The sequence below is a fragment of the Demequina activiva genome, assembly GCF_016862815.1.
Taxonomy (GTDB): domain Bacteria; phylum Actinomycetota; class Actinomycetes; order Actinomycetales; family Demequinaceae; genus Demequina; species Demequina activiva.
On sequence record NZ_BONR01000006.1, the window covers coordinates 124,255 to 137,303 of the forward strand.

General features: G+C 67.9%; 14 protein-coding genes. 7 read left to right on the plus strand and 7 right to left on the minus strand.

What is annotated here, in order from left to right; genetic code table 11:
* Nucleotides 1-51 precede the first annotated feature (51 nt).
* Nucleotides 52-405, plus strand: a complete 354-nt coding sequence (gene erpA, locus Dac01nite_RS11765) for an iron-sulfur cluster insertion protein ErpA (RefSeq protein ID WP_203657218.1) — start codon at nucleotides 52-54, stop codon at nucleotides 403-405.
* Between the two features lie 85 nt (nucleotides 406-490).
* Here erpA and Dac01nite_RS11770 read toward each other — a convergent pair whose 3' ends face one another.
* Nucleotides 491-1,609: a cysteine desulfurase family protein gene (locus tag Dac01nite_RS11770; RefSeq protein ID WP_203657220.1), complete on the minus strand. Its 1,119-nt coding sequence runs from the start codon at nucleotides 1,607-1,609 to the stop codon at nucleotides 491-493.
* A 56-nt stretch (nucleotides 1,610-1,665) separates the two neighbouring features.
* Between Dac01nite_RS11770 and ctaC the strand changes: the two genes are divergently transcribed.
* From ctaC to Dac01nite_RS11790, 4 genes are read left to right on the plus strand one after another with little or no spacing between them, the layout of a single operon-like run.
* A complete protein-coding gene (gene ctaC / locus Dac01nite_RS11775; RefSeq protein WP_203657222.1) occupies nucleotides 1,666-2,511 on the plus strand; it encodes an aa3-type cytochrome oxidase subunit II in 846 nt (281 codons plus the stop codon).
* Nucleotides 2,511-4,262, plus strand: coding sequence for an aa3-type cytochrome oxidase subunit I (ctaD, locus tag Dac01nite_RS11780; protein WP_203657223.1), 1,752 nt, complete (start codon nucleotides 2,511-2,513; stop codon nucleotides 4,260-4,262). Before ctaC ends, ctaD begins: the two co-directional genes overlap by 1 nt.
* A gap of 3 nt (nucleotides 4,263-4,265) precedes the next feature.
* Nucleotides 4,266-4,667: a cytochrome c oxidase subunit 4 gene (locus Dac01nite_RS11785; protein WP_203657225.1), complete on the plus strand. Its 402-nt coding sequence runs from the start codon at nucleotides 4,266-4,268 to the stop codon at nucleotides 4,665-4,667.
* Nucleotides 4,668-4,710: 43 nt separating this feature from the next.
* Nucleotides 4,711-5,190, plus strand: a complete 480-nt coding sequence (locus Dac01nite_RS11790) for a GNAT family N-acetyltransferase (RefSeq protein WP_203657226.1) — start codon at nucleotides 4,711-4,713, stop codon at nucleotides 5,188-5,190.
* A gap of 7 nt (nucleotides 5,191-5,197) precedes the next feature.
* Here Dac01nite_RS11790 and Dac01nite_RS11795 read toward each other — a convergent pair whose 3' ends face one another.
* The 6 genes from Dac01nite_RS11795 to ctaE all read right to left on the minus strand — a co-directional run bounded on the left by Dac01nite_RS11795 (nucleotide 5,198) and on the right by ctaE (nucleotide 11,115).
* The gene (locus Dac01nite_RS11795) at nucleotides 5,198-5,923 is read right to left on the minus strand and encodes a potassium channel family protein (RefSeq protein ID WP_203657228.1); all 726 of its coding nucleotides are present in this window, start codon (nucleotides 5,921-5,923) and stop codon (nucleotides 5,198-5,200) included.
* Nucleotides 5,924-6,041: 118 nt separating this feature from the next.
* A complete protein-coding gene (locus Dac01nite_RS11800; RefSeq protein WP_203657230.1) occupies nucleotides 6,042-6,662 on the minus strand; it encodes a superoxide dismutase in 621 nt (206 codons plus the stop codon).
* A gap of 223 nt (nucleotides 6,663-6,885) precedes the next feature.
* On the minus strand, nucleotides 6,886-8,604 hold the full coding sequence (gene qcrB, locus Dac01nite_RS11805; RefSeq protein WP_203657232.1) for a cytochrome bc1 complex cytochrome b subunit: 1,719 nt from the start codon (nucleotides 8,602-8,604) through the stop codon (nucleotides 6,886-6,888).
* The gene (gene qcrA / locus Dac01nite_RS11810; protein WP_203657235.1) at nucleotides 8,604-9,689 is read right to left on the minus strand and encodes a cytochrome bc1 complex Rieske iron-sulfur subunit; all 1,086 of its coding nucleotides are present in this window, start codon (nucleotides 9,687-9,689) and stop codon (nucleotides 8,604-8,606) included. Before qcrA ends, qcrB begins: the two co-directional genes overlap by 1 nt.
* Nucleotides 9,686-10,471, minus strand: coding sequence for a cytochrome bc1 complex diheme cytochrome c subunit (gene qcrC, locus Dac01nite_RS11815; protein WP_203657236.1), 786 nt, complete (start codon nucleotides 10,469-10,471; stop codon nucleotides 9,686-9,688). Before qcrC ends, qcrA begins: the two co-directional genes overlap by 4 nt.
* Before the next feature lie 11 nt (nucleotides 10,472-10,482).
* Entirely contained in the window at nucleotides 10,483-11,115 is a 633-nt protein-coding gene (ctaE, locus tag Dac01nite_RS11820; protein WP_203657237.1) for an aa3-type cytochrome oxidase subunit III, read from the minus strand.
* A gap of 114 nt (nucleotides 11,116-11,229) precedes the next feature.
* On the opposite strand from ctaE, the gene Dac01nite_RS11825 reads away from it, so the two are divergent.
* Nucleotides 11,230-11,658: a response regulator gene (locus tag Dac01nite_RS11825; protein WP_203657238.1), complete on the plus strand. Its 429-nt coding sequence runs from the start codon at nucleotides 11,230-11,232 to the stop codon at nucleotides 11,656-11,658.
* Between the two features lie 33 nt (nucleotides 11,659-11,691).
* Entirely contained in the window at nucleotides 11,692-12,732 is a 1,041-nt protein-coding gene (gene trpD, locus Dac01nite_RS11830; RefSeq protein WP_203657240.1) for an anthranilate phosphoribosyltransferase, read from the plus strand.
* Nucleotides 12,733-13,049: the final 317 nt, after the last annotated feature.

Consider the following 13,049-nt stretch of genomic DNA (forward strand, 5'->3'; position numbering starts at 1 on the left):
GGCCCGCGCGGGCGTACCCTAGAAGGCACGAACGAGGAAAGGAGGCGGCCTATGACGGACACTGCCACGGAGGCTGTCGCTCACGGAGTCGTCATCACGGATGCGGCTGCTGGGAAGGTCAAGAGCCTGCTGGAGCAGGAGGGTCGAGACGACCTCCGCCTGCGCCTCGCGGTTCAGCCCGGAGGATGCTCGGGGCTCATCTACCAGCTGTACTTTGACGAGCGCATGCTCGACGGTGACGCCATTCGCGACTTCGAGGGCGTCGAGGTCGTCGTCGACAAGATGTCGGTGCCGTACCTGGACGGTGCGACCATCGACTTCGCCGACACGATCGAGAAGCAGGGCTTCACTATCGACAACCCGAACGCCTCGAGCTCCTGCGCTTGCGGCGACTCCTTCAGCTGAGTCGACAGTTCTTCACGCCGACGGGCGGCATGGCCACAGGCCGTGCCGCCCGTTCGCATGTGCGGGCGGCGTCGCTGGCGAACCGCTAGGCCTGCATGGTGCGCCGGACATCCTCGATGACGCGCGGCATGGTGGCGAGGAAGCGCTCCACATCCGCCTCCTGCACTGCGGGAGGCAGGCCCACACGGAGGTTGCCGTGAGTGAGCGCGCCCATCGCGGCCAACACCTGGCTGGGCTCGAAGGTGTCCGATCCGCATGCGGAGCCGGAGCCCACGGCGAAGCCCTCGCGGTCCAGGCGTGACACGACCGGCTCGCCATCGAGGTACATGAACGCGGCGGTGACGAGGTGCGGCAGACGCTCGTCCTCGGCTCCGACGATGGTCACGCCCTCGAGCTGGGCGAGCTCGCGACGGATGCGGTCGCTGAGAGCGTGGAGGCGCGTGCGCGTGGCCTCGAGCGTCTCGAGGCGCTCCTGCAGCGCGACGGCCGCCGCCAGCGCCAGCGGAATCGACACCCCGCCCGGCGCCATGTCGTCGCCGGCCCACGCCGCGAGCCAGCGCGTCTGAGGCCGCATCGCGACGACGCCCAGCCCCAACGGTGCACCCCAGTCTGCGGGGTCGGCGAGGAGGGCGTCCCAATGCTCGGGCGGCTCGATGTGGCCGATCGAGGCCGAGCCGTCGACCACGAGAGGCACCCCAGCATCATGCGCGAACGCGTGGAGCGGCTCGATCCGCTGCACGGTGCCGATCTCATGATTCGCGTGCTGCACCAGCGCAAGCGACGTGGACGGATTCGACACCGCGGTAGCGAAGGCGTCCATGTCGACGTGTCCCTCGGCGTCCACCCCGATGCGCTCGACCCTGTCCGGGGCCACGTGCTCAGCCGCCTCGAGCACTGCGGTGCGCTCGATCGCGCTCGCCACGATCACGTCGCGCCCGCGCCGTGCGAGATCGATTCCGGCGATAGCGCGGTCGAAGGCGAGATGGGCGCCGGGGACCAGGTGGAGGTGAGCGGGGGAGGCGCCCAGCGCATCGGCGATCGCCTCGCGCGCGCCGTCGAGCACGGCCCGAGCACGGCGCGATTCGGCGGTCAGGCGGGCCGGATCGGCCCACCCGTCGGCAAGGCCGGCCTGGAGCGCGTCGGCCACCCTCCTCGTCACCGGAGAGCGGCCGCCGGCGTCGAGGAACACGCGAGGGGCTGGCATGCCCTCACGGTATCGCGCGCTAGACTGACCGGGTGTCCAAGAAGCCACCATTTGCCATGCCCCGGAGAGCGCTGACAGGCGCTGGTGCGCTCGGCCTCGCGGCCCTGCTTGCAGGTTGCTCGCAGGGGATCGAGAACGGCGCGCTGCCGTCCACGCCCGAGATCACGGACCAGACGGGGACCATCATCACCCTCTGGAACGGCTCATGGATCGCCGCTCTCGCAGTGGGCGTCCTGACCTGGGGCCTGATCCTGTGGTGCGTCGCCGTGTACCGCAAGCGCAAGGGAGACGAGAAGCTCCCGGTGCAGAACCGCGTGCACCTGCCGCTCGAGCTGATGTACACGCTCGTGCCGCTGATGGCCATCGGCGTGCTCTTCAAGTACACCGCGGAGGACATCGCGGAGATCACCGATGTCTCCGGCGATGCCGACATCGAGATCCAGGTGATCGGCAAGCAGTGGAGCTGGGACTTCAACTACCTGAGCGACGACGTCTACGATCCGGGCGTCCAGGCGCAGCTCACGGGCGAGGAGGGCGTGGAGGACACTCTGCCCACCCTGTACCTGCCCGTGGACGAGACCGTGCACTTCTACCTGAACTCGCGCGACGTCATCCACTCGTTCTGGATCCCGGCCTTCCTCTACAAGGAGGACACCGTGCCCGGCCGCACCAACGAGTGGCAGGTGACCCCCACGGAGGTGGGCACCTACCAGGGCAAGTGCGCCGAGCTGTGCGGTGAGTACCACGCGTCGATGCTCTTCAACGTCGAGGTCGTCGAGCGCGACGTCTACGACGCCTACATGCAGGAGCTGCGCGACCGCGGCAACGAGGGCGCGCTGGGCCTCGAGTTCAGCCGCGACCAGGTCGTGGAGATCGCCACCGATCACGGGGAGACCGAGTGATGGCCACCGTCGCCTACGAAGAGACCCACGCCGGCGCGGAGGCCCCCGCGCTTCCGGCCGCGCCCTCGAGGTCCGGCTCGCTCGTGGTGAAGTGGATCACCTCGACGGACCACAAGACGATCGGGCACATGTACCTGATCACCTCGTTCCTGTTCTTCATCATCGGCGGCGTGATGGCGCTGCTGATCCGCGCCGAGCTGTTCGAGCCCGGCATGCAGGTGGTGCAGTCCGCGGAGCAGTACAACCAGCTCTTCACGATGCACGGCACGATCATGCTGCTGCTGTTCGCGACGCCGCTGTTCGCGGGATTCGCGAACGTCATCACCCCGCTGCAGATCGGCGCGCCCGACGTCGCCTTCCCGCGACTGAACATGTTCGCGTACTGGCTGTACCTGTTCGGCGGCCTCATCGCCACTGCAGGCTTCTTCACGCCGCAGGGCGCCGCCTCGTTCGGCTGGTTCGCCTACGCGCCGCTGTCCAATGCCGTGTACTCGCCCGGCGTGGGCGGCAACCTCTGGGTGTTCGGCCTGGCGCTCGGCGGCTTCGGCACCATCCTCGGCGCGGTCAACTTCATCACCACCATCGTGACGATGCGCGCGCCGGGCATGACCATGTTCCGCATGCCGATCTTCACCTGGAACATCCTGGTGACGTCGATGCTCGTGCTGCTGGCCTTCCCGCCGCTGGCCTCCGCGCTGTTCGCGCTCGGCTCGGATCGCGTGCTGGACTCCCAGGTGTTCAACCCGGACAACGGGGGAGCGGTGCTGTGGCAGCACCTGTTCTGGTTCTTCGGACACCCTGAGGTCTACATCATCGCGCTGCCGTTCTTCGGCATCGTCTCCGAGATCTTCCCGGTGTTCTCGCGCAAGCCGCTGTTCGGCTACCACGGCCTGGTCTACGCCACCATCGCCATCGCCGCGCTGTCCGTGACCGTGTGGGCGCACCACATGTACGTGACCGGCGCCGTGCTGCTGCCGTTCTTCGCGTTCATGACGATGCTGATCGCCGTGCCAACGGGCGTGAAGTTCTTCAACTGGATCGGCACCATGTGGCGGGGCAAGCTCACCTTCGAGACCCCCATGCTGTGGTCCGTCGGCTTCCTCATCACGTTCCTCTTCGGTGGCCTCACCGGCGTGATCCTGTCCGCCCCGCCGCTCGACTTCGCGGTCTCCGACTCCTACTTCGTGGTGGCGCACTTCCACTACGTGGTGTTCGGCACCGTGGTGTTCGCCATGTTCGCGGGCTTCTACTTCTGGTGGCCCAAGTTCACCGGCAAGATGCTGCACGAGGGCTGGGGCAAGCTGCACTTCTGGCTGCTGTTCATCGGCTTCCACACCACGTTCCTCATCCAGCACTGGCTGGGAGCGGAGGGCATGCCGCGTCGCTACGTTGACTACCTGCCCGAGGACGGCTTCACCTGGATGAACCAGGTCTCCACCGTCGGAGCCGTGATCCTGGCGCTGTCCACGCTGCCGTTCCTGTGGAACGTGTACATCACGTCCAAGCGCGCTCCCAAGGTGACGGTCGACGACCCGTGGGGCTACGGCAACTCGCTCGAGTGGGCGACGAGCTGCCCGCCGCCGCGCCACAACTTCACGTCCATCCCGCGCATCCGGTCCGAGCGCCCCGCGTTCGACCTGCACCACCCGGAAGCGGCCGCGCGGGACCACCACGCGCACTACGGGTCGAGCTCCGACCACGCCCCGGTGGCGGGAGCCCCGGGCGCGAGCGCGGCGAACAAGGAGAGCTGAGCGATGCGCCTCGAATCCAACGTCTTCTGGATCCCGTCGATCTTCTTCTTCCTCGCCGGCACCGCATACGGCATCTTCACCGGCTTCTCGGAGTGGGTGGGCCTCACCGCCATCCTGCTCACCGGCGGAATGTTCGTCATGGTGGGCATCTACTTCAAGATGCTCGAGAAGCGTCACGGCACGCGACCTGAGGACGATGAGCTGGGCGAGATCTCTCAGCTCGCCGGCTCCCAGGGCGTGTACGCGCCGTGGAGCTGGTGGCCGCTCGTGATCGGCATCGGCGCCGCCCTCGCCTTCGTGGCGATGGCTGTGGGCTGGTGGATCATGGTTCCCGCGGTGCTCGTGGGAGTCGTGGGGCTCGTCGGATGGGTGTTCGAGTTCTCGGTGGGACAGCACGCCCACTGACGGCTGCCGCGCGGCTGACGCGCGCATTGGCGATGCGCCGATCATGCGTCCGATCGCCGACGCTGACTGGCCCGCTCTCCGACCACTCCTCGTGGCGAGCATGGACTGGCGCGGCACCGGGGAGTGGACCTGGGAGCGTGCCATCGCAGACGCCCATGTCTCGCGCTATGCCGCCCAATGGGGCCATCGCGCAGGTGATGGCGGCGTGCTTGCCCGCCACGACGGCGGCGCAGCCCAGGGAGCCGTGTGGTGGCGACTGTTCACGGCCGATGCGCCCGGCTACGGGTTCGTGGCGGAGGACGTCCCCGAGCTCGGTCTTGCCGTGTCGCTCGAGTCGCGTGGGAGGGGTCTGGGCCCGCGTCTGCTGCGCGCAGCGATCGCGCATGCCCGTGAGTCAGGCCACCCCGCGCTGAGCCTGAGCGTGGAGGACGGAAACGAGGCCGCGCGCCGCATCTACGAGTCTGCAGGCTTCGTCGTGATGGGCCGCGAAGGCAGCTCCGACACGATGGTGCTGGCGCTCTGAGAGCCGCTCACTCGCCCTCGTGCCGGGGCTGGTCGCGAGCCGCGAAGCCCGCGACTCCCACCAGCCGGGCGATCACGACGGCGAGGAACAGCGTTCCCGCCACGGCCTCGAACGACCACAGCGACCGCGCCCAGGGCTCCACCGGGGTGACGTCGCCGTAGCCCAACGTCGCCAGCGTGACGTAGCTGCCGTAGAACAGGCTCTGCCAGGCGACGGCCCCCGCGCCCGGGGCGTTGTCGACGAAGCTGCCGGGCTGCACGACCTCGATGAGGCTTGCGCCGACGCCGAAGACGCCGCCCAGCAGCAGGTAGGCGCACACCGCGATCAGCAGCAGGTCCACGGTGTGGGCGTCCGGCGGCGGGTGGATCAGACGGGTCAGCAGCACCACGAGGAGGGTGAGCTGCAGCAGCCCCACGCTGGAGAGCATCGCCGACGTGGCGGCGCTGCTGTCCTGCTGGAGCGCGAACCAGGTGCCACCCGCCACCAGGGTGATCGATGCGGCCGCGATGGGCCAGTAGCGTCGTGGGTTCGGCCGGACCGTGTGGACGCCGAACCCGATCACCCCGCTGTAGAGCAACAGGTACGCGAGCGTCCACCATGGCCCAGCCTCGGTGAGGGGATATCCGAACTGCAGCAGCATCAGTGTGACGAGGAGCAACCACAGGGAGGGACGCTGCTCTGCGGCGAGCATGGGCCTGCTGGAGCTCGAGTCGCTCATCGCGTTCACGGACATGGCGCCAACCTACCGCGGTCGCGGCGCACCCTGGGAGCCGCCTCGGCGCTTCTTCGAATGACGAAGGGCCGGGCTCCCCTGTGGGAGAGCCCGGCCCGCGTGGTGAGTCTGCGCGCTGCTACTGGACGATCAGTCCCTGCGTGGCGGTGGCGGTGATGAAGCGCTGCTGGACGTTGGCCCAGTCCACGACGTTCCACCACGCCTTCACGTAGTCGGCCTTGACGTTCTTGTACTGCAGGTAGAAGGCGTGCTCCCACATGTCGAGCATGAGCAGCGGGACGAGTCCCACGGGAACGTTGCCCTGCTGGTCGTAGAGCTGGACGATGATGAGCTTCTTGCCGATCGTGTCCCAGGCGAGGATCGACCAGCCGGAGCCCATGATGGTCATCGCGTTGTTGGTGAAGTGGGCCTGGAAGCCATCGAAGGAGCCGAAGTGCTCGTCGATGGCGGCGGCCAGCTCTCCGGTGGGCTTGTCGCCGCCGTCGGGCGACATGTTGGTCCAGAACACCGAGTGGTTGGTGTGACCGCCCAGGTTGAACGCGAGAGCCTTCTCGAGACCGGCGATGGCGCCGAAGTCGCCCGAGTCGCGCGCCGCTGCCATCTTCTCCAGCGCCGTGTTCGCGCCTGCGACATACGCAGCGTGGTGCTTAGAGTGGTGCAGCTCCATGATCTCGCCGGCGATGTGCGGGTCGAGAGCGCCGTAGTCGTACGAGAGGTCCGGCAGTGTGTAATCAGCCATTCTTCCTCCTGCGTTGAGCGCGACGCGGGGCGCCGCGCGGGTTTCCGGGGTGTCGTATCGAGCCTATCGCCGTGGGCCTGGGCCGGGCGACTGTGCCCGTGCGTGTCAACGCCGATGCGCGGGCGCGGATTCCCTGGGGCGGCGGGCCCATGGCTGGGGGAGACGCCACAGGGCCGGTCACCCCGCGAGGGATGACCGGCCCTGTGGTCGGTGCGGTGTCGGACTACTTCTTGGCGTCCCCGTCGAGCTCGTTCCATTCGGCGTCGAGACGCTTGTCGGCGGACTCCGCCTCGGCGGCATCGGACTTCCCGTGGGCGCTCGCACCGCCGTGGTGGTGGCGGGCGGCCTCGAGCTCCGCCGGCGTGACCGGCTCGATGCGCTCCTCGAAGTAGAACCGCGACAGGCGCTGCTTGAAGCGGTCCCACCTGTAGCCGTTGCGGGCCACGCCGTGGTCGTTGCGCTCGGGCTCGATCTCGAGAGGCGTGTAGTTCTCGTAGGAGACGCGCAGCCAGGTCTCCTGCGCATCCAGGGGCTCGTGCACCTCGACGTACTCGCCGTGCTCGTAGCGCACGATGGTGCCGGTCTCGTGACCGTGGAGCACAAGCTCGCGATCCTTGCGCTGCAGACCCAGGCAGATGCGCTTGGTGATCCAGAAGGCCAGCGGCGGGAGGAGGAAGATCGCCCACTGCATGAAGATCGTGATGTCGTTGAGCGAGAGATGGAACAGGTTCGCCACGATGTCGTTCGAGCCCTCGATGACCAGCAGGACGTAGAACACGATGAAGGCCACGCCGATCCCGGTGCGCACAGGCACGTTGCGGGGGCGGTCCAGCACGTGCTTCTCGCCGCGGTCGCCGGTGGCCCACGCCTCGATCCATGGATACAGCGCGATGATCCCGAAGAACAGCGCGGGGACGATGACCGCGGGCAGGATGATGTTCAGCGACAGGGTGTAGCCCCACAGCTCCCACTCGGTGGGAAGTCCGAAGAGCCAGCCCGGCCACATGCGCAGCAGGCCATCGACGAACAGGATGTACCAGTCCGGCTGGGTTCCTGCGGACACCGGCGACGGGTCGTACGGGCCGTAGTTCCACACGGGGTTGATGGTGAACACCGAGGCGACCAGCGCGACGATGCCGAACACCACGAAGAAGAATCCGCCGGCCTTCGCGGTGTACACCGGGAACAGCGGCAGGCCCACGACGTTGCGGTGGCTGCGACCGCCGCCTGGGTACTGCGTGTGCTTGTGCAGGAACACCAGGAACAGGTGCAGGGCGATGAGGGCGAGGATGAGTCCCGGCACCAGAAGGATGTGCGCCGTGAACAGCCTCGGGATGATGTCGACTCCGGGGTACTCTCCGCCGAACAGCCAGTACGACGTGTACGTGCCGATCAGCGGGACGCCCTTGATGATGCCGTCGATGATGCGCAGTCCGTTGCCGGAGAGGACGTCGTCGGGGAGCGAGTAGCCGGTGAAGCCGGCGGCGAGGCCCAGCACGAACAGGGTGAAGCCCACCAGCCAGTTGAGCTCACGAGGCTTGCGGAAGGCGCCGGTGAAGAACACGCGGCACATGTGCACCAGGATCGCGGCGATGAACAGGAGCGCGGACCAGTGGTGGATCTGGCGGATCAGCAGTCCGCCCGGCACCTCGAACGAGGTCTTGAGCGTCGAGGCGAACGCCTCGGTCATCTCGACGCCGTGCATCGTGGCGAAGGGTCCCTCGTAGTGCACCTCGGTCATCGAGGGGACGTAGAAGGCGGTCAGGAACACGCCGCTGAGCAGGAGGATGATGAACGAGTACAGCGCGATCTCGCCCAGCATGAAGGACCAGTGGTCGGGGAAGATCTTGCGCGCGAAGAACTTGACGAACCCGCCGATCGAGGTGCGCTCGTCGACGTAGTTGGCGGTGCCCGAGGCAGCGCGGTCGAGCTTGGCGCCCATCAGTGGCCGCCCTCCTCACTGGTGTCGGCAGGCACGGAGTCGCCGCCCTTGAGACGGTCCCAGTACGACGGTCCGATGGGCTCGTCGAAGTCTGCCTGCGCCACGATGTATCCCTCGTCGTCGACGGCGATCGGCAGCTGGGGGAGAGGACGCTTCGCGGGTCCGAAGACCACCTTGGCGCCGTTCGCGACGTCGAAGGTCGACTGGTGGCACGGGCACAGCAGGTGGTGGGTCTGCTGCTCGTAGAGCGCCACGGGGCAGCCCACATGGGTGCAGATCTTCGAGTAGGCGACGATGCCGTCGAACGACCAGTCCTCCCGGCCCTCCTGGAGGTTCAGGTCCTGGGGGTCCAGGCGCACCAGCAGCACCACGGCCTTGGCCTTCTCCTGAAGGAGGTAGTGGTGGTCGAGGTCGTTGAGGCCGTCGGGGATCACGTGGAACACGGAGCCGATGGTCACGTCCGCGGCTCGGATGAGCGCGCCGTCGGGGTCGCGTGCGAGGCGGACGCCCGGACCCCACATGGTGTGACGGAACTTGGAGACGTTCCAGTCGGCGCCCATGTTGCCGATCTGGGGCACGAGCACGGCGAGCGGAGCGATCGCGAGCGCGGTGATGAGCGAGCCCTTGAGGACGCCGCGGCGCTTGACGCCTCCGAGGCCGGAGTCGGTGGCGCCGTCCTTGAGGTGCTGGATGGCCCCCTCGCGGGACTCGTCGGAGCTGCGCAGCTCGTGGCGCTCCTCCACCATCTCGTGATCCCGCATGAGGCTCTTCGCCCAGTGGATCGCGCCCAGCCCGATGCCGATCATGGCGAGAAACAGGCCCAGGCCGATCCACATGTTGACCTGCTGGATCTCGCTGACCTCGCCGGGATCAGCATCGTTCATGCTGAAGTAGGCCCAGAGGGCGATGACGGTACCCAGGATCGAGATGCCGAACAGCGCAGCGACCTGGCGCTCGGCCTTCTTGTCAGCCTTGGGGTCCTGATCCGCCCGGCGGGGACGGTGATACGGCAGGCCCGGGTTCTCGTGGCCGTTGGCCGGATCCGTGGTGCTGTCGTGCTCGTGGTTGTTGTCGGGGGCGCTCATGAGGAACGGGCTCCTACCCAGATGGTGCTGGCGATGATCAATCCGAGCAGGACGAGCCATGCCCACAGTCCTTCGGACACGGGACCGATGGCGCCCAGGCTCAGGCCTCCGGGCGAGCCGTTGCTCTGGAAGTCGAGGTAGGCGATGACGTCACGCTTCATCTCCGGCGTGATGTTCGCATCGTTGAAGACAGGCATCGACTGGGGCCCAGTGAGCATCGCCTCGTAGATGTGCGTGGGAGTGGTCTCCAGGAGCGACGGGGCGAACTTGCCCTGGGTCAGGGCACCGCCTCCACCGATGGAGCCGTGGCACATCGCGCAGTTGGTGCGGAAGACGAGCATGCCGTTCGCCGGGTCGCCCAGGGCGGGATCGACCTCGTCCGCCGTGGGGATGGCGGGTCCGGCGCCCAGGGATGCCACCCACGCCGCGAGCTGCTCGATCTGGTCCTGCGAGAACTGCACCGGCTTCACAGGCGCCTGCGGACCGGACGCCTGCATCGGCATGCGGCCCGTGCCCACCTGGAAGTCGACGGCTGCAGCACCGATGCCCACCAGCGACGGCGCGACGCCGTCCTGCCCCTGAGCGTCGAGGCCGTGGCACGACGCGCAGTTCGCGGCGAACAGGCGCTCGCCGGCGACCACGTCGTCCGCGGAGGCCTCGGTGGATGCCTGGGCGGTGCTGGGCGCGGCGACGGCCGCGATCCCGGTGATGAGAGCGAGCAGCGCCAGGACCAGCAGCAGTGGTGCTGCTCGGTGGTGGCGCCTGCGGGCGATTGCGTGCATCGAAGAATTCCCTACTGAACCAGGTAGATCACGGCGAACAGGGCGATCCAGACCACGTCGACGAAGTGCCAGTAGTAGGACACGACGATGGTGGTGGTGGCCTCATGGGTGCCGAACTTCTTGGCGGCGAACGAACGCCCCAGGACGAACAGCATCGCGATGAGTCCGCCCACCACGTGGAGGCCGTGGAAGCCGGTGGTGAGGTAGAAGACTGAGCCATACGGGCTGGACGAGATGGTGAGCCCCTCGGACACCAGCAGCGCGTACTCGTAGACCTGGCCGGCGACGAACACCGAACCCATGATGAAGGTGAGCACGAACCACTCGTGCATGCCCCATCCGCGGATGTTCCAGAACGATCCCTCGCGGCGCCGCTGGTAGCGCTCGGCCGCGAACACTCCTGCCTGCGCGGTGAAGGAGGACAGCACCAGGATCGTGGTGTTCGCCAAGGCGAAGGGGACGTTCAGCAGCTCGGTCTGCTCCGCCCATTCCTCCGGGACCTGGGCACGGAGCGTGAAGTACATCGCGAACAGACCTGCGAAGAACATCAGCTCGGAACTGAGCCACACGATGGTTCCGACTGCTACCTGGTTGGGGCGCGTCGCATGGATAGGTGACGGCACACTCGTCGTCGCTTGGGACATGCGACCCATTATTGCCTATGACTTTGGACCTGGAGGCCAGAACGCGCGGCCGCTCTCGCAGGTTCCTTCGGCAGGCCGACGGGACGCGTGCCACTTCGTGCCAGAATGGTCGTCATGAGTGACGTGGCCAAGCGCGGCGAGTCCGCACCGACGACGACCAAGGCGCGGATCCTTCTGTACAGCGACGACCGCAACGTCCGGGAGAAGGTCCGCTTCGCGGTGGGCTCGACCACCCATGGGCGCGAGATCGAGTGGCTCGAGACCGCGACGCACGATGCGGTGATCTCAGCCGTCGACTCCTCGCGCTTCGACCTGCTGATCCTGGACGGCGAGGCTGCCAAGTCCGGCGGCATGGGGATCTGCCGGCAGATCAAGCACGAGATCTACCACTGCCCGCCGATCATGCTGCTGGTCGGTCGGCCTGGCGACGCCTGGCTCGCCACGTGGTCCGAGGCGGATGCCGCGGTCGCCCACCCGCTCGACCCGTTCGCCGTCCGCGACACCGTGGACTCCTTCTTCGCTCCTGCCGCGCACGCTTCTTGACAGCTTCGATCGCCTGACGCCTGAGGAGGCACCGTGGCCACTCTCCAGGACCTGCTGTCGCGGCTCGTCGACCACGAGGACCTGACCGCCGAGGAGACCGCGGCCGTCATGGACGATGTGCTGACGGACGCCGCCTCCCCGGTCCAGGTCGCTGCCTTCCTCGCCGCACTGCGGGTGAAGCGGGAGACGCCCGCGGAGGTCGCGGGCCTGGCGAAGGCGATGCTCGACCACGCCATTCGCTTCGAGGTGCCGGGGCGCACCATCGACATCGTGGGCACCGGCGGCGATGGAGCGCACACGGTCAACATCTCCACCATGGCGTCGTTGGTGATCGCGGGAACCGGGCTGACGGTGGTCAAGCACGGCAACCGGGCCGCGACCTCGAAGTCCGGTAGCGCGGATGTGCTCGCGGCGCTCGGCGTTCGGCTCGACGTCTCGCCTGAGCGCGTGGCTGAGCTCGCCACCGAGGTGGGCATCACGTTCTGCTTCGCGCAGGTGTTCCACCCGTCGATGCGCTTCGCCATGCCGATTCGCAAGGAGATCGGCGTCCCCACCACCTTCAACATCCTGGGTCCCCTCACCAACCCGGCTCAGCCGCAGGCGACGGCGATCGGGTCCTCCAGCATGCGGGTGTCGCCCGTGCTCGCGGGCGTGGTCGCGGCGCAGGGACGCGAGGCGCTCGTGTTCCACGGCGACGACGGCCTCGACGAGCTCGCGGCCACGGCGGCGTCGACGCTGTGGGAGGTGCGCGGCGGCGAAGTCATGGAGATGCGGCTCGACCCCGTGGCCGACCTGGGCCTGCCGAGCATCACCATCGACCAGCTGCGCGGCGGCGAGGCGGAGGAGAACGCCGCGGTGGCCCGTTCCGTGCTCGCGGGCGCCCAGGGCGCCGTGCGCGACACCGTCATCCTGAATGCCGCCGCGGGCATCGTCGCCGACGCGCGCCTCGAGGGGACGGCGTCTGGAACGATCGCCGAGCGGTTCTCCGCCGGGATGAAGCACGCCGCGACCGCGATCGACTCGGGCGCCGCGTCGGATGTCCTCGATCGTTGGGTCGCCGCGACCGCGGACTGATCGCTGGCCGCCGCGTCTCGCGCACCGCTCGGCGCGCCGAGGAAGAGCAACTTTCGTGCCGATGTGGCTCGACTCGTTGGTGCCGGGCATGGTCGTGGATATCGTTTTCGAACTGACCCGCCGTGGGGTCGCGTGCCGGCCTGTGCCGGCAGCCGCTCCTCGGCGTGACGCCGGTACGAACGCGTAAAGGAGCGCTCATGCGGACCATCTCCCGCCCAGCCGTCTGGCTCGGGCTCGCCGCCCTCGCCATCACCACCATCGGACTCATCCCCGCGCTGTCGACCACGGCAGGCGCCGCGACCTCAGTCGTTGCCGCC

Excerpts from the sequence above, each read along its gene's own strand:
- Dac01nite_RS11800 (WP_203657230.1), bottom strand. The coding sequence starts at position 6,662 with ATGGCTGATTACACACTGCCGGACCTCTCGTACGACTACGGCGCTCTC.
- Dac01nite_RS11790 (WP_203657226.1), top strand. The coding sequence starts at position 4,711 with ATGCGTCCGATCGCCGACGCTGACTGGCCCGCTCTCCGACCACTCCTC.
- ctaC (WP_203657222.1), top strand. The coding sequence starts at position 1,666 with ATGCCCCGGAGAGCGCTGACAGGCGCTGGTGCGCTCGGCCTCGCGGCC.
- erpA (WP_203657218.1), top strand. The coding sequence starts at position 52 with ATGACGGACACTGCCACGGAGGCTGTCGCTCACGGAGTCGTCATCACG.
- Dac01nite_RS11825 (WP_203657238.1), top strand. The coding sequence starts at position 11,230 with ATGAGTGACGTGGCCAAGCGCGGCGAGTCCGCACCGACGACGACCAAG.
- ctaD (WP_203657223.1), top strand. The coding sequence starts at position 2,511 with ATGGCCACCGTCGCCTACGAAGAGACCCACGCCGGCGCGGAGGCCCCC.
- qcrA (WP_203657235.1), bottom strand. The coding sequence starts at position 9,689 with ATGAGCGCCCCCGACAACAACCACGAGCACGACAGCACCACGGATCCG.
- qcrB (WP_203657232.1), bottom strand. The coding sequence starts at position 8,604 with ATGGGCGCCAAGCTCGACCGCGCTGCCTCGGGCACCGCCAACTACGTC.
- Dac01nite_RS11785 (WP_203657225.1), top strand. The coding sequence starts at position 4,266 with ATGCGCCTCGAATCCAACGTCTTCTGGATCCCGTCGATCTTCTTCTTC.
- ctaE (WP_203657237.1), bottom strand. The coding sequence starts at position 11,115 with ATGTCCCAAGCGACGACGAGTGTGCCGTCACCTATCCATGCGACGCGC.
- Dac01nite_RS11770 (WP_203657220.1), bottom strand. The coding sequence starts at position 1,609 with ATGCCAGCCCCTCGCGTGTTCCTCGACGCCGGCGGCCGCTCTCCGGTG.
- Dac01nite_RS11795 (WP_203657228.1), bottom strand. The coding sequence starts at position 5,923 with ATGTCCGTGAACGCGATGAGCGACTCGAGCTCCAGCAGGCCCATGCTC.
- qcrC (WP_203657236.1), bottom strand. The coding sequence starts at position 10,471 with ATGCACGCAATCGCCCGCAGGCGCCACCACCGAGCAGCACCACTGCTG.